Raw genomic sequence first — 24,301 nt, 5'->3', positions numbered from 1 at the left:
CACTGGGAAACTATGCTGTCCCCAGGCCAGGAAAGGGATCTGACGTGATTGTCCAGATGCGAATTTGTGTTCCCGAAGAGCTCTCCGCCGTTGTGCAGGAATGCTGTACCGGGCAGACCGGATGCGCCGGGCTGGCAGTTCTTGCCGGGGCGTCCGTCCTGCCTCCCGGCGATGTCATCGAGGTCCAGGTCGCCCGCGAGGCGGTGGAGGAGCTGCTGGAGAAACTGCACGTCCTCAAGGTGCACGAGACTGGGTCGATTTCCGTCTCCTCGCCCGAACTGGTCCTGTCCCGGCGCGCGGACGAGGCGGAAAACGCTGCGCCGGGCGACGGGGCGGACGCCCTGATCTGGGATGAGGTGACGCGGCAGACCGGTGAGGACTCCCGGCTGACCTGGAGCTACCTCGCCTTCCTTGTGCTGGCAACGCAGCTGGCCGCCATCGGGATCGTGACCAACTCGACGATCGCGATCGTCGGTGCCATGGCGGTGGGCCCGGAGTTCGGCCCGCTGGCCGCCCTCGCCGTCGCCCTGGCAAGGGGACGCTGGCGGCTGGGGCGCCGCGCCGCCGTCGCACTGGCCGTTGGTTTCCCGGTGGCCATGCTGCTGGCGGCGCTGAGCGCCTGGCTGTCCGTGCCGTTGGGGCTCTTTCCGGCAAACGTCCTGGACTCAGGTTCCGCGGTGGAGTTCATCTACCACCCGGGACCGTACTCACTGATCGTTGCTGTGCTGGCGGGGGCGGCCGGAATGCTCTCGGTGATCAGCCGGCGTTCGGCCGCCCTCATTGGTGTTTTCATCTCGGTGACCACCGTGCCGGCGGCAGGATTCGTCGCAGTGGCGCTGGTCCTCGGTGAATACCAGAAAGCTGCAGGTTCGGCGCTGCAGCTTTTGGTCAACCTGGTGGGGATCGTGGCCTCTGCCGTAGCCGTGCTGGTCTTCTACCGGCTCGTGTCCAGCCGGCTGCCCGAGGACACGGCGCGCGGGCTTAGGTGGAAGATGCGGCGGACTCGCGGCTGACGGAAGCGGGGATTCTTCCGGCCAGGTAGCGGGCGTCACGGCTGACGCCCGGAAGGGTGGCCGAAAAGGCCGCGTACATAAACTCCTGGCCCAGGAAGAACAGCCCGGGCGAGTCAAGCGCAACGCCACGCTCCTGCCGGGGCAAAGCGCCGTCGTCGAGCAGTGCCGGATCTATCCAGCTGAAATCATCCTTGAACCCGGTGCACCAGATGACGTTGGCGACTTCAAGCCGGGTCCCGTCCGCCAGGACGGGCAGCCCGTTCTCCACTCCGGCGACCCGCGGCACGCGCCTGACGCCCGCGGCCACCAGGTCCTTGGTCTTCGTCCGGACCAGGGGTTCTGCGTGTGCCTTGAATTTTGGTGCCGCTATGCGCCCGAGGGGATTGCCTAGAGTGAGGACGTTCAACTCAATGAACCGCACTATCGGCAGGAAGTATCGCGCCGCGGTCCGGCCGTGCTTTACCGGGATCTCGCCGCCGGGCTTGCCAGCCACGGTGGTGGGATGCGTCCGGGCTACTTCGATGCCGATCTCCGCCCCCGAGTTCCCGAGTCCCACCACCAGGACCGGACCCTCCTGCAACTGCTGGGGGTTCCGGTACTCGCTGGAGTGGAGCTGCACGATGGACGGCGCCAGTTCCGCGGCGAAGACGGGCACCTTGGGTTCCTGGGTGCATCCTGTGGCGACGACGGCGTTGCGCGCCTCCCAGCGCCGGCCGTTGGCGGCGGCGATGTAACGGTCACCTTCCCGCCACAGCCGTTCGATGCGGACGCCGTTGAGCACTGGCAGGTCGAACCGCGCGGCGTAGCCTTCAAGGTATCCGGCGACTTCATCCTTGGTGGGGAAGGTCAGCGGATCCGCCGGGAACGGGACGCCCGGCAGTCCGTTGTACTTGGCGGGAGTAAACACCCGGAGCGAATCCCAGCGCTGGCGCCAGGCGTCTCCCGGCCGGCCGTTGGCATCCAGGATCAGGAAGCTCCGTTGTTGTTCGTTCAGGTAGTAACCCATGGCCAGGCCGGCTTGGCCGCCGCCGATGATCATCGTGTCCAGCATGCCGGTCAGATCGTTGTCGTTCATCACTGCGCTCCTTTTTCGCTGAGGTTGATTCCTAGGGCTGAACCCTCCGTGCGGACTGCCGTCCGTCCGGCCGTTGTGCCGCCGTCGGCTTCGCGTCCCGTCTCCCTGTAGCGCCACCACCAGGCCAGCATCAGGGCGGATGCCAGGACGTAGGCCAGGTGGAGGGCCCAGATGGGGCCGGCGGGCAGGTTGAAGACGTAGATGGAGTGAACGGCATTGGCCACATTGCTCAGGACCAGGTTCCCCAGGCTGTACGAGGCGAGGTCCCGGGTGCGGGCCGCTTTCACCAGCATCGGCAGCATTCCCAAGGCAAACAGCACCGTCGAAAGGGTGCCGGCAAGGACTGGAAGGTTCATGCTTTGAGGCTACGATCGGGGCCAGCCCGACCGCGTCGGACAAAACATGTAACTCTGCACGGGGGCTGTATGGGTATTTTTGTGCAGCCCGCCCTTATCCCGCCAGCCCGTGCTCGAACGCATACCGCGTGGCAGCCGTGCGGGACGAAACGCCCAGCTTCAGGAAGATGTTGCTGAGGTGCCGGGCAACCGTCTTTTCGCTCAGATACAGTTCGGCGGCTATCGCCCGGTTGCCCTCTCCGGACGCCACAAGCCGAAGAACTTCCGTTTCCCTTGGGGACAGCGGGCCCTTGGCAGCGGCGTCGGTGCGTTCCCGCATGAGCGACGCGGCCCAGGCGGCGGCCGGCCCTGCGCCCAGCTCCAGGAACTCGGCATGTGCTGCTTCAAAGTCCATCAGCGCCGAAGGCTCATCGCCGAGCGCGCGGCACGCACGCCCGATCAATACCCGGCAGCGGGCCGCCTCGTAGGGCACCCCGAGTTCAAGCCAGAGGTTCCAGGCCTGCCGCAGGGCTTGTGATGCACCCGCCGGGTCGCCTGCAGCGCGGCGGACAGCGCCGTCGGCCTGCGCGGCAACCGCCCGGACCATGGGCATGGGGCATTCGCGGGCAAAGGCCTCCAGCTCGTCCGCGCCCCGCCGTGCCGCCTCAAGGTCGGAGGCAGCCAGTTCGATCTCCACCAGTGCCGGCAACAGGTTCCGGCGGGTGGCGACGTCAGCCACGCCGGCTGCCCTGCGGACCATCACCTGTGCCTGCTGCACGTCCCCCCGCGCCAACAGGAGGAGCGCAAGGCCAGGCTGGGGCTCATAGCCGCTTCGGGCCGCCTCACGGTAGGAAGCATCGGCGGCTTCCAGTTGGCCGGTGAGCCGCTGCACTTCGCCCTGCTGGTAGTAGCCCCCGTACATTGCCTGCGGGTCACCCCGGGTGGAGCGTCCCTGGGCCGCGGCCGCAGCCTCCATCGCTTCAGCCCAGGCCCCGTGCAGCCGGAAGATTTCCGCGCGGTGTGACTGGCACTGGCCGCTGAACGCCACCATGTCGGGGCGGGCGTTGCACCAGCGGTCCAGGGCGGCCGTCCATTGCAATGCCCGCTCCAGGTCGAAGGCCAGGTGGCAGTTGCCAATCACTGCGCAGTAGATAATTCCTGACGGGATCGCCGACAGCTCCCCCGCCGTCACGGCCACCATGACCTCGTCGAACATCCGGAGGCCCTCTTCGGGGTGTCCAAGCATCAGTGTCGCCTGGCCGGTCCCGAGGAGGGCCAGCGCGGACAGGTCTTTGTCCTGGAACCGTTGGCCGAAGTCCGCAACCTGGGTGAAGACCTGCAGGGCGCCTACAGGATCACCGCCGTAGAGCTTGCCCAGGCCCATCGGAACGAGCAAGAGGCCCTGCACGGCGTCGGGCTCGGCCAGTTCATCCACCAGCCTCTGGCCACGGGCAAACCAACCTCCGGCCCGCGCTGCCTCCCCCAGGTTCATCAGCTGCATCCCCATCCAGCCGGCACACCGGGCGGCGCCGACGACGTCTCCGACGACGAGGTACTCCTCGTGCGCCCGGGTGAGGGTGTCCAGGCCGGCAGCCGTGTTGCCGGTCAGGATTTCCGCGATGGCGAGCCTGTCAAGGTCTGGTGCCGGCAGTCCGCCGCGCCGGTCGGCGTCACGCAAGTTCTCGAAGGCATCGGTCCAGCGGTTCTCGCGGAACGCTGCCCTGCCTTGGTCGATGCCCGTCTCAGCTGACATCCGGCCTCCTTTCGGATACCTGCCCGCCCAGCCGGTTGGCCACGCCGCACGATGGGCACGGCGCTACTTAAGCGCCACGGTACGCCCGCCGGAGAACCCGCACAACCTACGAACGCAGCAGCGCGCGCAGCGTCTGGATGGTGTCTGCCTCTGCCGCTGTCTTGTCGTCGCGGTAGCGCTTGACCCGTGCGAACCGGAGGGCGATTCCGCCCGGGTACCGCGGGGAATTCTGTACCCCGTCGATCGCGATCTCGACCACGGTGACGGGCTCCACCCAGACGGTGCCCGCCGTGCGCCGCGTTTCGAGCTCCTGGAACCTCCCGGTCTGCCAGCGCAGCAGCGCGTCGGTGAGGCCCTTGAATGTCTTGCCCACCATCACGTAACCGCCGGGTTCGCCGAACTCGCCGGTCGGGTCGAGTGCTCCGAGGTGCAGGTTCGACAGCAGCCCCGTGCGCCGTCCTGAGCCCCACTCGCAGGCCAGCACTACCAGGTCATAAGTGAGGACCGGCTTCACTTTGATCCAGTTGGAACCACGCCGGCCGGCCGCGTAGGCCGATCCGACCGCTTTCACCACCACGCCCTCGTGGCCCGCGGCGAGCGCATCGCGCGACACCCGCTCAGCAACAGCCGCATCCGCCGTGATCTCCCCCGGGATCCGGTGTTCCGGGGCGATGCGTTCGAGCACACCAATGCGCGTTGACAGCGGCTCGTCAAGAAGGTCGCGCCCGTCGAGGTGCAGCACGTCGAAGAACCACGGATGCAGCACTGTGGCGCGCACCGCATCCGCGCCGAACCGCGACATGGTCTCCTGGAACGGCCGCGGTCCGCCGTCTTCGTCGAGGGCCAGGGTCTCGCCATCGAGGATCACATCGCGGACCTGCAGTCCGCGCACCACCTCCACCACCTCGGGCAGCCGGTGGGTTACGTCGGCCAGGGTGCGGGTGAAGATGCGCACCTCGTCGCCGATGCGATGCACCTGGATGCGGGCGCCGTCGAGCTTGTACTCCACGGATGCCTCCCCCGTGACCTCCAGCGCCGCGCTGGCGTTCGCCGCGGTTGCGGCGAGCATGGGCTGCACGGGACGGCCGACGACGAGGCCGACGGCGTCCAGCTGGGCGGCCGTGCCCGTGATCGCCAGCAGGGCGGTCCCGCCAAGATCGCCGGAGAGCATCGCAGCGCGGCGCACCGCGTCGACATGCCGGTCAGCGGCGCGTGCAACGGCATCCGTCAGCACCCCCTCCAGCGCACCGGTACGCAGCTCACCGAGCAGCACACCGGAAATGAATGCCTGCTCGCGTTCGGTGGCTGCCGCCGTGAGCGTCCGGAGGGTGGCGGCGCGCTCCGCCGCCGATCCGGCACCTGCGGTGACGAGCAGCCGGTCCAGGGCGGCGTCGAGGTCGGCGACAGTAAGGCTCGGTTCGGCGGCCGGCTCCCCCATGGCCGCTCCCATGCCGCGCCAGCCGACCCCTACCCGGCCCTGCCGCGGCCGGGCAATGAGCAGCCCAACCGCCGTCGCGATGTCCGCGGGCTCGAGCCGGCGCAGCAGGCCGGCCAGGGCATCAACCTTCGCGAGCCGGGAGCGGGTGGACGCGACGGCATCCGTGGTTCGTACGAGCTCGTCGAGCAGCATGGCAACAGTCTGCCACGCCGGCCGATGCCGGCCGCCGGCTCTGGACAGTGCCGGAACGCAGTTCCAGACTGGACGCATGGGAATCATCGTCGCGAACATGTTCATCACCCTCGACGGCGTCTACCAGGCGCCCGGCGGCCGCGAAGAAGACACTGACGGCGGCTTCGCCCTCGGTGGCTGGCAGGCGCCCGTGTCCGATGACGAAGCCGGCGCGGCCATCGGCGCCGAGATCGAACGCATCGATGCCCTGCTTCTCGGCCGGAAGACCTACGACATCTTCGCCGCGTACTGGCCGCACCAGTCAGACGACATCGGCGGCACGCTCAACCGGGTGCCCAAGTTCGTTGTCTCCAAGACCCTGACCGCCCCGGGCTGGGCCGGAACCACAGTGCTGCCGGATGCCGCGGCCGCAGGCCGGCTTCGCGAGGAGTACGGCCAGGTGCACATGTTCGGCAGCGGCGTCCTCATCCGTTCGCTGCTGGCGGCAAACGTGATCGACCGCCTTCATTTCTGGCTTTATCCGATCACCCTTGGGCAGGGCAAGCGCCTCTTCGACGCCGGGACTGTCCCAGCTTCCTTCCGCCTCGCCGAGCCGGCGCGCAGCTTCCCGAAGGGGGCGGTGTCGCTGGTCTACGAGCGCGCAGGCGAGGTTGAGACCCAGGAGATGGCGGTCTAAGGACGACAAAAAACCGGCCCAGCCGAAGCTGGACCGGTTCTTTATGTGGCAGTTTCAGCTCAGTGGCTGTGGCCTGCGTGCTCGTCTTCGTCAGCCGGCTTCTCCACCACGAGGGTCTCGGTGGTGAGGACCAGCGCGGCGATGGACGCTGCGTTGCGCAGGGCTGCACGGGTGACCTTGACCGGGTCGATGACACCGGCGCCGATCAGGTCCTCGTACACGCCGGACTTGGCGTTGAAACCGTTGTTGGTTTCGAGCTCTGCAACCTTGGCCGTGACAACGTAACCGTCGAACCCGGCGTTCTGGGCGATCCAGCGCAGCGGCTGGACCAGGGCGCGGCGGACGATGCCCACAGCGGCTGCGGCGTCGCCTTCGAGGGCCTTGACTGCAGGGTCCTCGTCGAGTGCCTTCAGGGCGTGGATCAGCGCGGAACCGCCGCCGGCCACGATGCCTTCTTCGAGGGCGGCGCGGGTGGAGGACACAGCATCTTCGATGCGGTGCTTCTTTTCCTTCAGCTCAACCTCGGTGGCTGCGCCAACCTTGATCACGCCGATGCCGCCGGCCAGCTTGGCCAGGCGTTCCTGCAGCTTTTCCTTGTCCCAGTCGGAGTCGGTGCGGGTCAGCTCGGCGCGCAGCTGGGAAACCCGGGCTGCGACGTCTTCTGCGGAACCGGCGCCGTCAACGATGGTGGTGTTGTCCTTGGTGACCGTGATGCGGCGGGCGGTACCCAGCACCTCAAGGCCAACGGTGTCCAGGCTCAGGCCCAGTTCCGGGGAGACAACCTGCGCACCGGTCAGGGTGGCGATGTCCTGCAGCATGGCCTTGCGGCGGTCGCCGAAGCCCGGAGCCTTGACGGCAACCACGTTCAGGGTGCCGCGGATGCGGTTGACGATCAGCGTGGACAGTGCCTCGCCGTCGACGTCTTCGGCAATGATGAACAGCGGCTTGGAGCTCTGCAGCGCCTTCTCCAGCAGCGGCAGGAAGTCCTGGACCGAGGAGATCTTGCCCTGGTTGATCAGGATGAGGGCGTCTTCGAGGACGGCTTCCTGGCGTTCTGCGTCGGTGACGAAGTACGGGGACAGGTAGCCCTTGTCGAACTGCATGCCTTCGGTGAGGACCAGTTCGGTCTGCGTGGTGGAGGACTCCTCGATGGTGATCACACCATCCTTGCCGACCTTGCCGAATGCCTCGGCGAGGAGCTCGCCGATTTCGTCGCTCTGGGCGGAGATGGCTGCAACGCTGGCAACCTGGGTGCCCTCAACCGGACGGGCGTTCTCGAGCAGGCGGGCGGCGACGGCTTCAACGGAAACCTCGATGCCGCGCTTGATCTGGCCGGGGGCAGCGCCGGCAGCAACGTTGCGCAGGCCTTCCTTGACCAGTGCCTGTGCCAGGACGGTGGCGGTGGTGGTGCCGTCACCGGCAACATCGTTGGTCTTCGTGGCGACTTCCTTGGCCAGCTGCGCGCCAAGGTTCTCGTACGGGTCGTCCAGTTCGATTTCACGGGCAATGGTGACACCGTCGTTGGTGATTGTGGGAGCGCCCCACTTCTTGTCGAGGACGACGTTGCGGCCGCGGGGGCCGAGCGTCACCTTGACAGTATTGGCGAGCTTATCGATGCCGGCTTCAAGCGACCGGCGGGCAGCGTCGTTAAACGCAAGCTGCTTTGCCATGGTTGTGTCCTTTCAAGACAGAAACCCCGTGCTGCTGTTCAGTCAGGGACGGAGCAGCGGCACGGGGATCCAAAGAGTTACTTTACGACGATCGCCAGAACGTCGCGGGCGGACAGCACGAGGTATTCGTTGCCACCGGTCTTGACTTCGGTTCCGCCGTACTTGGAGTAGATAACAACGTCGCCAACGGCTACGTCGACAGGAACGCGGTTGCCGTCTTCGAAGCGGCCGGGGCCTACTGCAACAACTTCACCCTCCTGCGGCTTCTCCTGTGCGGAGTCCGGGATAACCAGGCCGGAAGCCGTGGTCTGCTCGGCTTCGAGCGGGCGGACAACAATACGATCCTCAAGAGGCTTAATAGAGACCGACACTCGGACCTCTCCTTCTACGTCAGCGAAATTTGTGGACAGTTGAGCTGTTTCGCCATGGCTGGCAAACCGTCGTCGCGGTGCCGGCAGCAGCCTGGCTGGCAGCTCGTCATGTGTTAGCACCCTCCTAGGGAGAGTGCTAATGATGACTCTATGTTTTGGTTAGCACTCGGTCAAGGCGAGTGCCAGAATTTTGCCCCCAGTGAACAGTCCCCGGCCAGCCTCAGCGCCCGGCGAGGTCATCGAAATCGACGTCCTCGTCACCTTCGTTGCCCTCGTCTTCGCCGTTGCCCCGCTGGAGATAGAGGACAACGGCGCCGGCTACAGCGGCCAGCAGGGAAACCACCAGCAGGATAATGCCGCCTAGCTGGGCCCCTGCGTAGAGGTCCCTGATCTCGCGCGCCTCGTCGGTGGCGTCCTGAATGTTTTTGCCGCCCACGGAGTAGACCGTGGCGTTGAAGGTGTCCAGGAAGAAGATGATCACCAGCAGCGCCGTGCAGACCACCGCCACGGCAGCGCCCGCGATCAGTGCGGGACGGGCGAACTTCACCAGGCCTGGGTGGTTCGGATGTGGCTGTTCGGACGGCTGTAGGCCTGCGCGCTCTTCCATGCCTTCAACCCTATCGGCATCAGATAACTTCAGTGGATCGCGGATTCCTGGTCCTCACCCTGGGATCCGCAGGGCCCGCCGTCTTCGTTGCTGGCCCGGGCTGTGGGGTTTCCGTCGAAATCCATCATGGCCGGGGCATACCATCGCCCTACGTGGGAGGCCGATGCCGGCATGTAGTGGGAAATGAAGGACCGGCGCCACTGATCGGTGGTCCGGTTGGCATCCGAGCCGTGGACCACGCTGCCGTTGAACAGCAGAACGTCGCCGGGCTCCAGGGAGAGCTTGACCGGCTCGTGGCCCTCCGGTGGCTTCACATGTTCCTTGGTGAAGCTCTCGGTGAGGTCTGCAGGTTCCGGGCACAGCACCTCCATGTCCTGCGTTCCTGGACAGAGCTGCAGGCCACCGTTTTCCGGGGTGGAGTGGTCGATGGCCAGCCATGCCGCCAGGCATGACTGGGGCTTGATTTTCAGGAAATAGTTATCCTGGTGGAAGGCCTGCCCGCGGGCTCCTGGCGGCTTGAAGTAGTACATGGACTGGACGGCGATCGGCTCGTCATCCATAAGTTGGGTCAGCACCGACTTCACGCGCGGATCCAGCAGCCGTTTTTTGCTGCCCTCATCAAACAGGTGTGGATGGAACATCCGCGGGTAGCGGGCCAGCGGATCCTCGCCGGCCTGCGGGGACCAGTGCCCCTCGATGGGAACCCCGGCGTCGGCGAGCGCGTCGAAGTGGTTTTTGCATTCGGCTACTTCTGCGGCGCTGAAGAGCGCTTTGGCTACCGTGAATCCGGTGTGGTGGTAGGCCATGACCTGGTCCTGCGAGAGCTGGTAGGCGGCTGGTTCTGCGTGCATTCTTCTCATCCTCTTTTATCCGGCGGGCTTCAATCATCCGATTTACCGTTGCCCGGCGGCATGGCACCGCTTCTCAATCTCATGGATTTTCTTATCCTTGATCCATGGCCTTCACTGATTTGCTGCACTGGCGCGCCTCCGGTTCGTTCCGCAACATACCGATGCCGCCGGTCCACCGGGACAACCCCGGGGACTATCTCCTGGTCTGGGTCATCGACGGGGCAATCCACGGCGACCTTGCCGGTGAACGCCTTACGGCAGGCAGGGGCAGGGTCCTGATGTTCCCGCCGTCGGTCCCGCACTCGTACGCAGCCCCCGCCACCGGTGACTGGCATTGGCTGTGGGTGCATTTTGACGGCTCCGCAGCCGCGGCGGTCCACGCGGAATTCATGGCAGCGGGCCAGCGGCTGACCGTGCGCGATGACCAGGCCATGTACCGAAGATTCATGGGAGTCCTCACCCATGCACAGCAGAGCCCCGCACCCCGGGAGTCCCGGGCCCTCAGTGGGGAACTGCTGGGTCTCCTGGGCACCATCCTGGACCGGTGCGCGGCGCAGGGACAACCCTCCGCCGGGGAGCCCAAGCTGGAAGCGCTGTTCGCCTGGATCGCGGAGAACCTCCACCGGCCCCTCCCGCTCCACGAATTGTGCAGCCAGGCCACCTACTCGCCGGCCCAGCTTCACCGGCACTTCATCGCCGCAGTGGGGCTGAGCCCGCAGGCCTACGTGGCCCGGATCAGGCACTCCACCGCTGCGGACCTTCTGGCTCTGACATCCATGGCCGTAGCGGACGTAGCGGCGGCCGTAGGTTACGCGGACCCGCTCTACTTTTCCCGCCGGTTCAAGTCATGGTCCGGGCTCTCCCCCTCCGCCTTCCGCCTCGCCGGAATCCCCGGACCGGTCGCATCGTCGGGAAACGGCCACCCTGAACCGCTGCAGTATTTCAACTAGGCTGGAACCCATGGCTCAAGCACCGCAGGACCAGATCGCACCACTGCTCACGAGCGAAGGATGGGACCTGCTCGCGTCCCTTGGCCCGTACCGCGAGGACACCTCGTTCGAGCTGAATTCCTCGCTTCGCAAGGCCGGCCACTCCCCCGCACTGGTGTCCGCGGTCCTCACCCAGTCCAGGCTCCGCACCAAGGCCGAACTGAAGTTCGGTGAATTCGCCCGCAGCATGCTCTTCACCCAGGCCGGGCTGGAACAGGCCACCCGGCTGCAGGTGGCCGCCCGGCACGCCGAACGGTTCGTGCAGGCCGGGATCGGCCACGTCGCCGACCTCGGCTGCGGGCTGGCCGCCGACTCGTTGGCCCTCGCCTCGATGGACATCACCGTCACGGCCGTGGAAATGGACGAGACCACCGCCGCCTGCGCCACGGTGAACCTCATTCCGTTCCCCAACGCCACCGTGGTGCACTCCGATGCGACATCCGTCCCGCTGGACGGGATCGACGGCGTCTGGCTGGACCCGGCACGCCGCGTCACTTCCACGTCCGGTACCAAGCGGATCTGGGATCCGGAGGCCTTCTCCCCGCCATTGTCGTTTGTGGAGTCGCTGGCCGCGTCCGGCCGCGCGGTGGGGGTCAAAATGGGCCCCGGGATGCCGCACGAATCGGTGCCGGCGGACTGTGAGGCGCAGTGGGTCTCCGTGGGCGGCGACGTCACCGAGGTGACGCTGTGGTTCAACGCGGTGCGCCGGACCGGAATCCGCCGGGCAGCCTTGCTTTTGGGCCCCCAGGGCGCCGCCGAAATCACCAGCGCCGAGGATTTCGACGGCGGTCCGGTCGCCCCCGTGGGCCCGGTGGAGGGCTACCTCTACGAACCGGACGGCGCCGTGATCCGCGCGGGGCTGGTGGCCGACGTCGCCCTTGAACTGGGCGGGCACCTCGTGGACGAGCACATCGCCTACATCTGCGCGCCTGACCTCGTGGACACGCCCTACGCACGGGCCTACAAGGTCCTGGAAGTCATGCCGTACAACGTCAAGGCGCTCAAGGCCTGGGTCAAGGACAACGGCATCGGCGTGCTGGACATCAAAAAACGCGGCACGTCCGTCACCCCGGAGGAGCTGCGGAAACAGCTGCTCCCCGCAGGGAAGGCCAGCAGCAAAGGCAGCAAGAAGGCCGGAAACAAAACGGCCACCCTGGTCCTGACCCGCATCGGGGAGGACAGGGTGGCCATCGTGGTGGAACCGGCCTGAGACTACTGGGCGCGCGTGAATTCCTCGGCAGCCCGGACCTGCTCTTCGGTGGGGCGGACCCCGGTGTACAGCACAAACTGCTCCAGTGCCTGGATGGTGGCCACTTCGGCGCCGGTGATCACCGGCTTCCCGGCGGCGCGGGCCGCCTGGATCAGTGGGGTTTCGGCTGGCAGCGCCACGACGTCGAACACCACTTTGGCCGCGGCGATGGTCTCCTCCGGGAAGGACAGTGAGTCGGCTTCCGGACCGCCCTGCATCCCGATCGGGGTGACGTTGATGATCAAATCTGCCGTGCCGCCGTCGAGCGCTGCGCGCCAGCGGAACCCGTACTGCTCCGCGAGGGGCCGCCCTGCGTTCCCGTTGCGCGCAATCACCGTGACGTCCGTGAAGCCGGCGTCGCGGAGGGCGGCGATGGTGGCTTTCGCCATTCCGCCGGCCCCCTGCACCAGGACGGAATAGCCCACGGGCACCGCGTTGGACTTGAGCAGCTGTTCGATGGCCGTGTAGTCGGTGTTGTAGGCCTTGAGGTGCCCGTCGGTGTTCACGATCGTGTTGACGGAATCGATGGCCTTGGCCGAGGGGTCCATCTCGTCCACGAGGGCGATCACGTCCTCCTTGTACGGCATGGACACCGCGCAGCCGCGGATCCCCAGGCCCCGGACGCCGGCAATGGCCTGGCCAAGGTCCGTGGGGGCGAAGGCCTTGTAGATCCAGTTCAGGTCCAGCTGGTCGTACAGGTAGTTGTGGAAGCGGGTCCCGTTGTTGCTGGGCCGCGCCGACAGCGAGATGCAGAGGGTCATGTCTTTATTAAGAATGGGCACCGGTCCATTAAACGGGATCCCCAGGGGTTACGGGCAGCCGGTGCCGGCCGGGAAGCTTCCGACGGCGGCAGGCAGCTTTCCGGGGGCCGTCGCCTTGCCTGCCAGTACGGCAGCCAGCGCGTCGAAGGCGCCCGGGCTGCGCCCGTACAAGGCGACCTTGACCGGCGCGGCGGAGTCCTGCAGCGGCCAGGGCGCGTCCAGCGATACTGCAATGTCCCCGCCTGCCGGTGCGCCGCCGTAGCCGATGAGGCTGACCACCGGCCCCTCGCCTACAGCCAGGCCGGCCCTGGCGGCCGCGGCCTCGAACCGGGCCCGGTCCTGCGGGGAGCCGCCGGCCACCCGGACACTGCCGGGAACCAGCGGGCCGCTGCAGGGTCCGGACAGGACCGTGACAGCGGCGGCCGATACCCGCGCGGAGATGTCCGCGCCGGCCCCGGGCGCCGACCCGGGAGGCGCGGCTGTCCTGCCCCGCCAGATCATCATGGTGGCCACCCGCTGCGCGGCCTCGTCCAGGCGCGCGGCCGGCAGGCTGCCGCCGGCCACGGCACCCACGATGGCCGCGTGTGCCTGCGCCACATCCGTGGGCATCAGCAGCAGGTCCGCTCCGGCGGCGAGCGCCGCCACGGCAGCGGAGCCGTCCGGATACCGCTTCTGGACCGCAGCCATGTTGAGGGCGTCCGTCACGGCTACTCCGTTGAATCCCATGCCCCGCAGCGCTGCGTACGTGGGCGCGGACAACGACGCCGGGACGCCGGGTTCCAGCGCGGGCACGGCAATGTGCCCCGTCATCACCATGGGCACACCGGCACCGATGGCGGCCCGGAACGGCTTCCAGTCGCGGGCCTCGAGATCGGCAATGCTTGCGGGCTGCACGGGCAGGTCCTGGTGCGAGTCAACCGTGACTGAACCATGCCCGGGGAAATGCTTCACAGCCGGCAGGACGCCCGACTCCTGCATCCCCTGCGAAAAGGCCACCCCCAGCGCCCCTGCCGCATCCGGGTACCCGGACATGGAGCGCGCGCCGATGGTCGGATCGGCAGGCCCGATGGTGACGTCCGTGTCCGGCGCGAAGTCCACGTTGAAACCCAGCGGTGCGAGTTCGGACGCCATGGCCCGGCCCGCGTCCTTCGTGAGCGCCGTATTGCCCGCGGCTCCGTAGGTCATGGGCGCCGGCCATTCGGTGAGTGGCGAACCGAGCCGCGCCACCATGCCGCCCTCCTGGTCCACGCCGATGAGGCCGGGCCAGGTCCGGCCATCCGCCCGGGCTGCCTGGGCCAGGCGTGCGGTGGTCGCTGCCATGGCCGCGGGGTCCACCTGCTTCCGGGCGTCCACGGGAACGTTGTCCCCCATGATGATCGAGCCCGCCAGGTGGAGGCGCTCGATGGTGGCGGCGTGCGCCGCCGCGTCCGTGCCGGCGAAGAAGGGCATCAGGACCTGGCCTGCTTTTTGCTCCGGGGTCATGGCGGCCACGGCTGCAGCGGCCGCGTCCCTGTCGCGCTGCTGCGGTCCCCAGCCGAGGGGCCTGGTTCCCGGGTCCGGTGCGGCGGACGACGGCGGGGGCGCCGGCGTCGTCCGTTTGGATGCCGACGGTGAGGCGCTGGGAGAGGGGGTCTCGGACGTGGGCGCCGCCGCCGGGGCGGGCACGCCCGTGCAGGCGCTCAGGGCGGTGAGGGTGGCCGCCGCTGCCAGGATGAGGGTGGTTTTGTGAAAACTGTCACGGGTCTGCGGGAACAAGGCCATCAATACGATGCTACCCCTGCACTAGACTTGAACCACCCGTTCGCCTGCCTGCCGCCGATTGCCAGGACACCCTTCCGGGGCGGCGTGGGCCAGGGACAACAGAACAGTTAGGGGAACGCATGAAGATTGATTTCGCTTCATCCAGGCAATCAACTCTTGGTGTGGAGTGGGAGCTGGCACTCGTGGACGGCCAGACCGGAGAGCTGGCTTCCGTGGCCAACGAGGTGCTCCGTGGCGTCGCCGCCAAACACCCCGAGCTGAACGAGGACGACGAACATCCCCACATCAAGCAGGAACTCCTGCTGAACACGGTGGAACTTGTCACCGGGATCTGCGAGACCGCCGGCGAAGCCAAGGAGGACCTCAGCAGGTCCCTGGCCGCCGTCCGCGAGATCACGGACCCCATGGGCGTGGAGGTTTTCTGCGCTGGGAGCCACCCCTTCAGCCCGCCCCAGCTCCAGCCCGTCACGGACAAGGCCCGTTACGCCAAGCTGATCGACCGCACGCAGTGGTGGGGCCGCCAGATGGTGATTTACGGTGTGCACGTCCATGTTGGCCTGGACCGGCGCGAAAAGGCCCTTCCCGTGCTGGACGGCCTGGTCAATTACTTCCCCCATTTCCAGGCGCTGTCCGCGTCGAGCCCGTTCTGGGGCGGCGAGGATACCGGCTACGCCTCGCACCGGGCCCTGATGTTCCAGCAGCTGCCCACCGCAGGCCTGCCGTTCCAGTTCCGGTCCTGGGACGAATACGAGTCCTACGTCCAGGACATGTTCACCACCGGCGTGATCGATACCCTGTCCGAGATCCGCTGGGACATCCGCCCGGTCCCCAACCTGGGCACCATCGAGATGCGCATCTGCGACGGCCTGGCAACGCTGGAGGAAGTGGGCGCCATTGCCGCCCTCACCCAGTGCCTCGTGGACGAATTCTCCACCACGCTCGATAACGGCGGGACCATCCCCACCATGCCGCCGTGGCACGTCCAGGAAAACAAATGGCGTGCCGCCCGCTACGGCATGGAAGCCATCATCATCCTCGACGCCAAGGGCAGGGAGCAGCTGGTGACGGACCACCTCCTGGAGACCCTGAACAGGCTGGAGCCCGTCGCGGCCAAGCTCGGCTGCCCGGACGAGCTCGCCGACGTCGAGAAGATCATCCGCCGCGGAGCTGGCTACCAGCGCCAGCGCCGCGTGGCCGCCGAGCGCGGCGGAGACCTGCAGGCCGTAGTGCTGGACCTGGTCAAGCAGATGCGCAACGGCCCCACCGCCTGAATTTCACCCGTTGCTCTATCACCTATGGTCGTTAAACCCGTGGTTTGGGGACCAAAGGTGATAGAGCAAGTTGGTTTAAGGCGTGAAGGTCAGGCGGGCAGTGACACCGCGGTGACCGGCATGGAGGAGTCCGGCGCGAAGCGGATGCCGCTGGGCGCCACCCCGGCCATGACCAGCTGCGCGCCGAGGGCGGCCACCATGGCACCGTTGTCCGTGCAGAGGTCCAGCGGCGGAACATGGAGCCGGATCCCGGCGGACGCACAGCGCTGGCCGGTCAGTTCGCGCAACCTGGAATTGGCAGCCACGCCACCGCCCAGCAGGACATCCTTGATTCCGTTCTCGCGGCAGGCCAGCACGGCCTTTGACGTGATCACGTCCACCACGGCTTCCTGGAACGCGGCCGCGATGTCTGCCACCGGCACCTCCTCGCCGCGGGCCTCGAACTGCTCGACGCACCGGGCAACGGCGGTTTTGAGGCCGCTGAAGGACCAGTCATAGCGGTGCGGGCCCGGTTCCTCGGCGGACCCCATGTATTTGGGCTGGCTCAGTCCCCGCGGGAACCGGATGGCTTTGGGGTTGCCGGTCTTGGCCAGCCTGTCGATGGCGGGACCGCCCGGATAGCCGAGGCCCAGGATGCGGGCCACCTTGTCGTAGGCTTCGCCGGCGGCGTCGTCGATCGTGGAGCCCAGCAGCTGCACGTCGTCGGTGATGCTGTTGATCTTGAGGATCTCGGTGTGCCCGCCGGACACCAGCAGGGCGCCGAGGTTGTCCGGCAGCCGCGGGGCGACGCCTGAACCAACTCCACCCGAAGCGCTGGCAGGCGACTTGCCGTCCAGGAGTCCCACGCCCACATGCGCCACCAGGTGGTTGATCGCGTACAGTGGCTTGCCTGTGGCCACGGCCAGGGCCTTGGCGGCGCAGACGCCCACCATCAGCGCCCCGGCGAGTCCTGGTCCCGACGTGACCGCAATGGCGTCGATGTCGTCCAGTTCCACGCCGGCGTCGTCAAGGGCCTGCCGCAGTGTGGGGACAAAGGCATCCAGGTGCGCGCGGGAGGCGATCTCCGGGATCACCCCGCCGAAGCGGACGTGTTCGTCCATGGACGAGGAGACGGTGTTGGTCAGCAGGGTGGTTCCGCGGACGATCCCGACGCCGGTCTCGTCGCAGGACGATTCGATGCCCAGTACCAGGGGCTGCTGGCGGTTCATGGCTGGTCTGCTTCCGTGGTGGGGGCCTGGTCGGGGGTGAGCTGGAGCCGCATGATCAGGGCGTCCACGCCGTCGCGGTAGTACCGGCGGCGGACATGGATCTGCACGAACCCGAAGCGCAGGTACAGCTGCTGGGCCCGCGGGTTGTCCGCGCGGACCTCCAGTAGGACGTCCTGGGCGCCGCGCTGTCCGGCTTCCCCGATGAGGCGGGTCAGCAGGGCTGAGCCGATCCCCCGGCCTTCGAATTCAGGCACGACGGCGATGGTCTGGACGTCCGCGATGGGCTCGATGCACATCAGGCCGGCGTAGCCCACGATCCCGGATGCTGTTTCGGCCACCAGGTAACGGCGGGTGTCAGTCTGCGACAGTTCGTCGAAGAACATGTGGAGGGGCCAGGCATCGGCGGGGAACAGCCTTTGTTCCAGGATGTTGACGGCGGGCACATCGTCGAGCGTCATGTCGCGCAGGACCACCCCGTCAGCGCCGGGCACGGCCGGGGTGCTCACAGCGCCCGCTTCCGCGGCCCGGGGACCTGCGCGTCGGATTCGCGCAGGTACAGGGGTGTGGAATCAGGCAGCGGGTCACCCGCTGCAAGCCGGGCCAGCGCGAACTGGCCCAGGTACAGGGCGTCGGGCTGTTCGGAGCTGAACGCGGGGTTGGCCTTGAGCGCATCGGAGTACAGGCCCGCGCCGGCACCGAAGGCGGGCAGGTCCGGGAGGTCCGCCGCGAAGCCCACGTGCGGTCCGTCTTCCAGCTGCGGCAGCTGCCCGTCCGCCAGGCTGTAGCGGGCCCAGTAGACCTCTTTCCGGCGTGCATCGGTGACCACCAGGAATTCGGGCACCGCATCGGTGGACTCGGCAACCTCCAGGGCCACGGCGTCGAGGCTCATCATGCCGTACAGGGGTTTGTTCCAGACGAAGGCCAAAGTGCGGGCAGTGGCGATGCCGGACCGCAGGCCCGTGAACGGGCCGGGGCCCACGCCGGTGACGATGGCATCGACGTCGCTCCCCGAGACACCTGCCGAGGCGAGGAGGTCGTCGATGCCCGGGGCTAGCACCTCGGCGTGGCTGCGGGTGTCCTCGGTGGCGAAGCTGGCCACGACTCCCTCCAGGGCATCGTCTGACACGAGCGCGGCGCTGGCCACGGCTGAGGTGTCGATCGCAAGTATGAGCATCAGGGTGTCCCTTCGGTGATTCCGCCAAGGGCTGGCCTGGCCGCCCAGCGCGGACCGAAGCCGCGCATCACGATCGTGCGGGGCTCGTCGTCGTCGTCCGTATCAAAGTCCAGGACCTCTGGTTCCCCTTCGCGGGCGCCGGCTGCCGGGTGCGGTTCCGTTGCGGGCAGTCCAATGGTGCGGTGCAGGTCAACCTCGAGCCGGCTCTCGCTCAGGTGTTCCACCCGGCCGCGGCCCCATTCCACCACCGTCACGGCCGAGTCCATGGTGTTCTCCAGGTCGATGTCGTCAATTTCCGACGCCGATCCCAGCCGGTAGGCGTCCACGTGGACCAGGTCCGGGCCCCCGGGTCGGGGACCGTCTGGCAGGTTGGGGTGGATGCGGACCAGGACAAAGGTCGGCGAAATAACGCCGGACCGCACCCCCAGGCCCTCACCCAGGCCCTGGGTGAACGTGGTCTTGCCGGCACCCAGCTCACCGGTCAGCACCAGCAGGTCCCCGGCATCCAGTTCCGACGCCAAAGCCGCAGCGAGCCCGTGGGTCTGGTCCGCCGTCGACACGCTGAGCGTCAGTTCCCAGTTGGCTGCGGAGCCGACGCCGGCCTCAGGCCGGCTCATGGCGGGGCTGCTTCCCGGACCCGGGCGCAACGAAGGCCTCGTTGATGAACCGGCGCGGAACCCGTGGACTGATCCGGGTCACGATCTCGTAGTTGTTCGTTCCGGCGGCGAGCGCCCAGTCGTCGGCCGTTGGGCCGCCGTCGGACCCGCTGCCAAAAAGCTCTGCCTCGGCGCCCAGCAGGCCCGCACCGGCGGGGACCGCGTCGCCCAGGTCGATGACCATCTGGTCCATGGCGATCCGTCCCACTACGGGATACGTGCGGCCCGCCACCCGGACCGGACCGCCGGTGGCCACGCGAGGGATGCCGTCCGCGTAGCCCACGGGGATCAGCGCCAGGGTGCTGGGGCTGGTGGTGTGGTAGCGGAGGCCGTAGGAAACGCCCTGCCCGGCCGGCACGTGCTTGCACTGCGACACGAGGGTCCGCAGTGTCATGGCCGGGCGCAGGCCGAGTTCGGCGGATGTCTGGCCCTCGAACGGTGAAAGGCCGTAGATGCCCAGCCCCACGCGGACCAGGTCGAAGTGGGTGTCCGGCCGGGACAGCGTTGCGGGAGTGTTCGCCAGGTGGCGGACCTCGGGATCCACGCCGGCGTCCTCGGCCACGGCCAGCACCTCGCGGAAGGCCGCCAGCTGCTCGTCGGTTTCAGGCCGCTCGGGTTCGTCGGCGACGGACAGGTGGGAAAAGATGCCGACGACGCGCAGGAGCCCCTGGTCCTGGTATTCGAGGGCCTCGCCCACCAGGTGGTCCCAGCCTTCGAGGGTGACGCCGTTCCGGCCCAGGCCGGTGTCCACCTTGAGGTGGATCCGGGCCGGGCGTTCCTGTTCGCGGGCGGCGGCCACGATCTTGTCCAGCTCCCAGCCGGAGCAGCCGATGTCGACGCCGGCAGCCACGGCCGCGCCGAAGTTGCTTTCCGTGGTGTGCAGCCACGCCAGCATGGGCGCGTCGATCCCCGCGGTCCGCAGGGCGAGGGCTTCGGAGATGTGGGCGACGCCCAGCCAGGAGGCCCCTGCTTCGAGGGCGGCCCGGGCTACGGGAACGGCGCCGTGGCCGTATGCGTCGGCCTTGACCACCGCCATGACCTTCGCTGGCGATGCCGCGGCGGCAAGCCTGCGGACATTGTGGCGGATGGCGTCCAGGTCGATGACGGCGGAGCGTTCGTAGAGCGGATCCGCTCCTGGGGCTGCGCTGAAGTCACCGGTTGCTACGGGGTAAGTCACCTTAGTGATTCTAGTGCGGGCGGCCCAGCCGCAAATCACGGCCCGATAATCGCGGGGCCCAGGCGCCCCGGCAAACCCTGCGCTTCAGGCGTCGGAGAGGTGCGCGATCGTGGCGGTGGCCCGGCGCTGGGCGGCCAGCGGGACGTCCCGGATGATCTCTTCGAGGAAGCCGTAGCGGCGAAGCCACTGGCTGCTCTGGCGTTCCCGCCGGGCGTTGGCCCGCTGCCACCAGTCGGCGATGTCGCCCCAGCCAGGGGCCGCGAGCGAACCGCCCACCTCCTGGACGGCCAGCGACGCGCACAGGTTCGCGAAGCGGAGCCGGTTCCCCAGCGGCCAGCCCGCGAGGCTGCCCACGATGAACGCGGCGTCAAAGCAGTCGCCGGCGCCGGTGGGGTCGAACGCCGAGACCGGCAGCGACGGCACCCACTCCTCCTCGCCGCTCTCGGAGTCGACAGCCATGGCACCCTGCGCGCCGAGTGTCACCACGGCCACGGGCACGCGGTCTGCCAGGGCATAGAGCGCGGCCCAGGGGTCGTCCTTGCCGGTGAACGCCATGGCCTCGCGCTGGTTGGGCAGGAACGCGTGGAAGTACTGCAGGTTTTCGAGCCGGACCGGGGACCACTTGCCGCTGGGGTCCCAGCCGACGTCGCCGAAGAGCTTGACCCCGGACTGGTGCGCTTCCACCGCCCAGGGTTCAATCTCAAGGTCCAGTTCGGCGATGCCTGCGAGCGCCGGCGGCGGCGTGCCGATCAGCTCCGACGACGTCACCGGGGCCGGGTGCCCGTGCGTCACCAGCGAGCGGTCCTTCTGGACGCTCAGGGATACGGTGACCGGGGAGTGCCACCCGGGGATGCGGCGCGACAGGCTGAGGTCCACATGCTCCTGCCCGGCCAGGATCTTCCAGTTGTAGTCGCCGTAGCCGTCGTCGCCGAACGCGGCGGCCAGGCCCGTCTTGAGACCCAGACGGGCCGCGGCGATGGCCTGGTTGGCCACGCCGCCGGGGCAGCTGCCCATGCCCTCGCTCCAGATCTCCGTTCCGGGTTCCGGCGCGTGCGGCAGCCCGGTGAAAATGATGTCCTGGAACACCGTTCCGGCGAGGATCAGGTCGAACTCACCGTCCGACGGCGTGCGGACGGCGGAGAGCGGGTCGAAGCGGCGGGCGGGGATGGCGTCCATGTCCGGCACGATACGCCCTGCCGCCCCCATGCGATAGGGGCGACCCGCCGTCGGGCCTAGACTGCTGGTTATGCGGCTCATGATCGCCGGCGGCGGCGGATTCCGGGTTCCCCTGGTGTACCGGGCGCTGCGCTCGGGCGCCTTTGCGGGGCTGGCCACCGAACTGGTGCTGTACGACGTCGACCCCGGCCGGCTCAGTGCCGTCGCGGCGGTCCTCGCGTCCATGCCCTCCCCGCCTGCCGGGGAAGGCGACCGGCCGCCGTCGATCCGCACCACGACGTCGCTGCCGGACGCGCTCCTGGGCACGGACATGGTGTTCGCGGCGATCCGCCCAGGCGGCACGGCCGGGCGCATCGCGGACGAACGCGTGGCGCAGGACCTTGGCCTGCTGGGACAGGAAACCACCGGAGCCGGGGGGATCTCCTACGCCCTGCGCACGATTCCCCGGATGCTGGAACTCGCCCGGCAGATGCGGGAGCTCTGCCCGGACGCCTGGCTGATCAACTTCACCAACCCGGCCGGGATGGTCACCGAGGCCCTGCTGCCCGTCCTCGGGCCGAAGGCGATCGGCATCTGCGACTCGGCCGGCGGGCTCGTCCACCGGGCTGCGCAAGCCGCCGGGATTCCGCTCCAGGACGGAAGGCTCGACGGCGTGGGCTACTACGGGCTGAACCATCTGGGCTGGCTGTACCGGCTGGAGTCCGGCGGCCGGGACCTGCTGCCCGGCCTGTTGTCGGACCCTGCGGCGCTGAACACCTTCGAGGAAGGCCGGCTGTTCCCGCAGCCGTTCCTTGCCGGGCTCGGCGCACTTCCCAACGAATACCTCTATTACTACTACCGGCTGGACAGCGCCGCGGCGGCCATGCGGGCCATGCCGCAGACCCGCGGCGAGTCCATCCACGCCCAGCAGGCCGAACTCTATCCGCGGCTCGCCACCGCCGGAAACCGCGCCTACCGGCTGTGGGACGCCGCCCGCCGCTCCCGCGAGGAAGGCTACCTGGCCGAGGCCCGCACCCATGGTGAGCAGCGCGACGAGGAGGACCTCGCCGGCGGCGGCTACGAACGTGTGGCCCTGGCTGTGATGCGCGCCGTGGCGGGCGGCAGTGGTGACACACAACTGATCCTGAACACGCGCAACACCCTGCCGGCAACGGCAGCAGCCCCGCCGAAACCGGCCATTCCCGGGCTGCCGGCGGACGCCGTCGTCGAGGTCCCCTGCACGGTGACGGCCGACGGCGCGGTGCCGCTCCCCCAGTCGCCCCCGGGCCGGGAGCAACTCAGGCTGATGCGCCGGGTCAAGGAGGTGGAGCAGCTCACCGTTGGGGCAGCCACCCACGGAGACCGGGCCGCGGCCTTCGACGCTTTCGCCAGGCATCCCCTGGTGGACTCCCGGGAATTGGCGGGTGCCCTGCTCGAAGGCTATGAACGGGCCTTCCCCGCGCTGAAGGAACTCTGGCGCTGACATCCTGTGGTTGCCTTCACATGCGCCACGCGGGCCGACGGGCACCTGGCGGGAGGCCGAGCGTTAACGTCAGGAGTAGTGTTTTATCGGATGCATAACTGACGGCGCGCACGCGGCGCCGGCGCTGGAAGGAGATGCCGTGGCACTGATCCGCAGGGTCGCCTTGCTCTCCCTCCACACCTCGCCCATGGAACAGCCAGGTTCCGGCGATGCCGGCGGGATGAACGTCTACATCCGCGAACTGGCCTCCGCCCTGGCCGAGACCGGCGTGGAAGTGGAGATCTTCACCCGTTCCACCTCAGCCAGCCAGCCCGCCGTCGAGCATCCCGACCCCGGCGTCTGCGTCCACAACGTCCTGGCCGGCCCGCCGCACAAGGTTCCCAAGGAGGAGCTGCCCGGTCTGCTGCACAGCATGGTGGCCGAGATCGAGCAGATCCGCCAGCGCCAGCCGCACGGCCGGTACGACGTCATCCACTCGCATTATTGGGTGTCGGGCGTGGCCGGCCTGGAGCTTTCGGAGCTGTGGGGCGTGCCGCTGGTCCACACGATGCACACCATGGCCAAGGTCAAGAACCTGCTGCTTGAGTCCGGGGAGCAGCCGGAGCCGCGGCGTCGGGAGGTGGGAGAGCACCGGATTGTCGACGGCGCCGCCCGCCTGATCGCCAACACTCCCGCCGAGGCCCAGGAACTGGTGTCGCACTACGGCGCCGACTACGACCAGATCGACATCGCCGCTCCGGGGGTTGACCTTGCCACATTCACGCCGGCGTTCCGCGCGCGGTCACGTGCCGAGCGGGATATCCCGGCGGACACCTTCCACCTGCTGTTCGCCGGGCGCATCCAGCGGCTCAAAGGCCCGCAGATCCTGATCAAGGCGGCCGCCAAGCTGCGGGCCCGGCGCCCGGACATCAATCTGCGGCTCACCATCCTGGGAGCGCTCAGCGGCAACAAGGACTTCAACCTCCGCCACCTGATCACGGAGGCGGGAATGGACGACGTCGTCACGCACCTCCCGCCGGTAGGCGCACCGGAGCTGGCGGCCTGGTTCCGTGCCGCGGACGTGGTAGTGATGCCTTCCTTCAGCGAATCCTTCGGGCTCGTGGCGCTTGAGGCGCAGGCGTGCGGAACGCCGGTGGTGGCCACCCGCGTCGGCGGGCTGTCCCGGGCCATCTGCCACGGCCTGACCGGGCTGCTGGTGGACGGGCACCATGCCGAGGACTGGGCCGATGCGCTGGAAGCCCTCTATGACGACCCTGCGACGCGGGTAGACATGGGGCGGGCGGCCGCCATCCGGGCCCAGAACTCCGGCTGGCAGCGCACCGCCGCCATCACGCTGGAAAGCTACCACGCCGCCGTCGACAATCACCTGGTGGGCCGGCTGATCCCGGCTGCACCGGCACCCTGAGGCGGACGCCACCGCGCCCGCCCGACCCGCC

23 protein-coding genes are annotated in these 24,301 nt (G+C 68.2%); 7 read left to right on the top strand and 16 right to left on the bottom strand.

From position 1 onward, the window contains the following. Positions 1-44 precede the first annotated feature (44 nt). Complete coding sequence (locus tag EYS21_RS01560; RefSeq protein ID WP_242633231.1) at positions 45-1,013, top strand: DUF389 domain-containing protein; 969 nt, start codon at positions 45-47, stop codon at positions 1,011-1,013. On the opposite strand, the gene EYS21_RS01555 is transcribed toward EYS21_RS01560, so the two are convergent. The 4 genes from EYS21_RS01555 to EYS21_RS01540 all read right to left on the bottom strand — a co-directional run bounded on the left by EYS21_RS01555 (position 982) and on the right by EYS21_RS01540 (position 5,806). Continuing rightward, entirely contained in the window at positions 982-2,088 is a 1,107-nt protein-coding gene (locus EYS21_RS01555; RefSeq protein WP_131131366.1) for an NAD(P)-binding domain-containing protein, read from the bottom strand. The two genes, EYS21_RS01560 and EYS21_RS01555, sit on opposite strands and share 32 nt — an antisense overlap. Beyond that, positions 2,088-2,444: a hypothetical protein gene (locus EYS21_RS01550; protein WP_242633230.1), complete on the bottom strand. Its 357-nt coding sequence runs from the start codon at positions 2,442-2,444 to the stop codon at positions 2,088-2,090. The genes EYS21_RS01555 and EYS21_RS01550 overlap by 1 nt, the downstream gene beginning before the upstream one ends. A 94-nt stretch (positions 2,445-2,538) precedes the next feature. Further along, on the bottom strand, positions 2,539-4,176 hold the full coding sequence (locus EYS21_RS01545) for a helix-turn-helix transcriptional regulator (protein WP_131131365.1): 1,638 nt from the start codon (positions 4,174-4,176) through the stop codon (positions 2,539-2,541). A gap of 106 nt (positions 4,177-4,282) precedes the next feature. Next, positions 4,283-5,806, bottom strand: a complete 1,524-nt coding sequence (locus tag EYS21_RS01540; protein WP_131131364.1) for an ATP-dependent DNA ligase — start codon at positions 5,804-5,806, stop codon at positions 4,283-4,285. 76 nt (positions 5,807-5,882) lie between these two features. Here EYS21_RS01540 and EYS21_RS01535 point away from each other — a divergent pair, with 76 nt between their 5' ends. Continuing rightward, positions 5,883-6,482 carry a dihydrofolate reductase family protein gene (locus EYS21_RS01535; RefSeq protein ID WP_131131363.1) on the top strand — a complete coding sequence of 200 codons (600 nt, stop codon included), beginning with the start codon at positions 5,883-5,885 and terminating at the stop codon, positions 6,480-6,482. Positions 6,483-6,541: 59 nt separating this feature from the next. Here the strand turns inward: EYS21_RS01535 and groL are convergent, their stop codons facing one another. The 4 genes from groL to EYS21_RS01515 form a co-directional block, all read right to left on the bottom strand. Continuing rightward, the gene (gene groL, locus EYS21_RS01530; RefSeq protein ID WP_131131362.1) at positions 6,542-8,152 is read right to left on the bottom strand and encodes a chaperonin GroEL; all 1,611 of its coding nucleotides are present in this window, start codon (positions 8,150-8,152) and stop codon (positions 6,542-6,544) included. Between the two features lie 77 nt (positions 8,153-8,229). After that, positions 8,230-8,523, bottom strand: coding sequence for a co-chaperone GroES (gene groES, locus EYS21_RS01525; RefSeq protein ID WP_056344177.1), 294 nt, complete (start codon positions 8,521-8,523; stop codon positions 8,230-8,232). A gap of 220 nt (positions 8,524-8,743) precedes the next feature. Next, positions 8,744-9,130 carry a hypothetical protein gene (locus tag EYS21_RS01520; RefSeq protein WP_131131361.1) on the bottom strand — a complete coding sequence of 129 codons (387 nt, stop codon included), beginning with the start codon at positions 9,128-9,130 and terminating at the stop codon, positions 8,744-8,746. Between the two features lie 29 nt (positions 9,131-9,159). Further along, positions 9,160-9,981 (bottom strand): phytanoyl-CoA dioxygenase family protein, encoded by an 822-nt coding sequence (locus EYS21_RS01515; protein ID WP_165478240.1) that lies wholly within the window; start codon positions 9,979-9,981, stop codon positions 9,160-9,162. Between the two features lie 104 nt (positions 9,982-10,085). Here EYS21_RS01515 and EYS21_RS01510 point away from each other — a divergent pair, with 104 nt between their 5' ends. Both EYS21_RS01510 and EYS21_RS01505 read left to right on the top strand, forming a co-directional pair. Further along, positions 10,086-10,931 (top strand): AraC family transcriptional regulator, encoded by an 846-nt coding sequence (locus EYS21_RS01510; protein ID WP_131131359.1) that lies wholly within the window; start codon positions 10,086-10,088, stop codon positions 10,929-10,931. 10 nt (positions 10,932-10,941) lie between these two features. Next, entirely contained in the window at positions 10,942-12,180 is a 1,239-nt protein-coding gene (locus tag EYS21_RS01505) for a class I SAM-dependent methyltransferase (protein ID WP_131131358.1), read from the top strand. A gap of 2 nt (positions 12,181-12,182) precedes the next feature. Here EYS21_RS01505 and EYS21_RS01500 read toward each other — a convergent pair whose 3' ends face one another. Together EYS21_RS01500 and EYS21_RS01495 are read right to left on the bottom strand one after the other, a co-directional pair. Continuing rightward, positions 12,183-13,001 (bottom strand): shikimate 5-dehydrogenase, encoded by an 819-nt coding sequence (locus EYS21_RS01500; protein WP_278184701.1) that lies wholly within the window; start codon positions 12,999-13,001, stop codon positions 12,183-12,185. Between the two features lie 27 nt (positions 13,002-13,028). After that, a complete protein-coding gene (locus tag EYS21_RS01495; RefSeq protein ID WP_131131876.1) occupies positions 13,029-14,462 on the bottom strand; it encodes a glycoside hydrolase family 3 N-terminal domain-containing protein in 1,434 nt (477 codons plus the stop codon). A gap of 398 nt (positions 14,463-14,860) precedes the next feature. Between EYS21_RS01495 and EYS21_RS01490 the strand changes: the two genes are divergently transcribed. Beyond that, entirely contained in the window at positions 14,861-16,012 is a 1,152-nt protein-coding gene (locus EYS21_RS01490) for a glutamate--cysteine ligase (protein ID WP_131131357.1), read from the top strand. A gap of 89 nt (positions 16,013-16,101) precedes the next feature. Here the strand turns inward: EYS21_RS01490 and tsaD are convergent, their stop codons facing one another. The 6 genes from tsaD to EYS21_RS01460 form a co-directional block, all read right to left on the bottom strand. Then, positions 16,102-17,220, bottom strand: a complete 1,119-nt coding sequence (gene tsaD, locus EYS21_RS01485; RefSeq protein ID WP_131131356.1) for a tRNA (adenosine(37)-N6)-threonylcarbamoyltransferase complex transferase subunit TsaD — start codon at positions 17,218-17,220, stop codon at positions 16,102-16,104. Continuing rightward, on the bottom strand, positions 17,217-17,678 hold the full coding sequence (rimI, locus tag EYS21_RS01480) for a ribosomal protein S18-alanine N-acetyltransferase (RefSeq protein ID WP_131131875.1): 462 nt from the start codon (positions 17,676-17,678) through the stop codon (positions 17,217-17,219). The genes tsaD and rimI overlap by 4 nt, the downstream gene beginning before the upstream one ends. 44 nt (positions 17,679-17,722) lie before the next feature. After that, positions 17,723-18,394, bottom strand: coding sequence for a tRNA (adenosine(37)-N6)-threonylcarbamoyltransferase complex dimerization subunit type 1 TsaB (gene tsaB, locus EYS21_RS01475; protein ID WP_131131355.1), 672 nt, complete (start codon positions 18,392-18,394; stop codon positions 17,723-17,725). Then, entirely contained in the window at positions 18,394-19,011 is a 618-nt protein-coding gene (gene tsaE / locus EYS21_RS01470) for a tRNA (adenosine(37)-N6)-threonylcarbamoyltransferase complex ATPase subunit type 1 TsaE (RefSeq protein ID WP_131131354.1), read from the bottom strand. Before tsaE ends, tsaB begins: the two co-directional genes overlap by 1 nt. Further along, a complete protein-coding gene (alr, locus tag EYS21_RS01465) occupies positions 18,998-20,227 on the bottom strand; it encodes an alanine racemase (RefSeq protein WP_131131353.1) in 1,230 nt (409 codons plus the stop codon). Before alr ends, tsaE begins: the two co-directional genes overlap by 14 nt. A gap of 84 nt (positions 20,228-20,311) precedes the next feature. Further along, complete coding sequence (locus tag EYS21_RS01460) at positions 20,312-21,403, bottom strand: carbohydrate kinase family protein (RefSeq protein WP_131131352.1); 1,092 nt, start codon at positions 21,401-21,403, stop codon at positions 20,312-20,314. A gap of 70 nt (positions 21,404-21,473) precedes the next feature. Here EYS21_RS01460 and EYS21_RS01455 point away from each other — a divergent pair, with 70 nt between their 5' ends. Then, positions 21,474-22,865, top strand: a complete 1,392-nt coding sequence (locus EYS21_RS01455; protein WP_131131351.1) for a 6-phospho-beta-glucosidase — start codon at positions 21,474-21,476, stop codon at positions 22,863-22,865. A 139-nt stretch (positions 22,866-23,004) separates the two neighbouring features. Further along, positions 23,005-24,270, top strand: a complete 1,266-nt coding sequence (gene mshA / locus EYS21_RS01450; protein WP_131131350.1) for a D-inositol-3-phosphate glycosyltransferase — start codon at positions 23,005-23,007, stop codon at positions 24,268-24,270. The last annotated feature ends 31 nt before the right edge of the window (positions 24,271-24,301 follow it).

The organism is Arthrobacter sp. S39, assembly GCF_004320525.1.
Classification (GTDB): domain Bacteria; phylum Actinomycetota; class Actinomycetes; order Actinomycetales; family Micrococcaceae; genus Arthrobacter.
The sequence above is the reverse complement of the archived record's forward strand: the minus strand, read 5'-3'. Positions and strand labels throughout refer to the sequence as shown.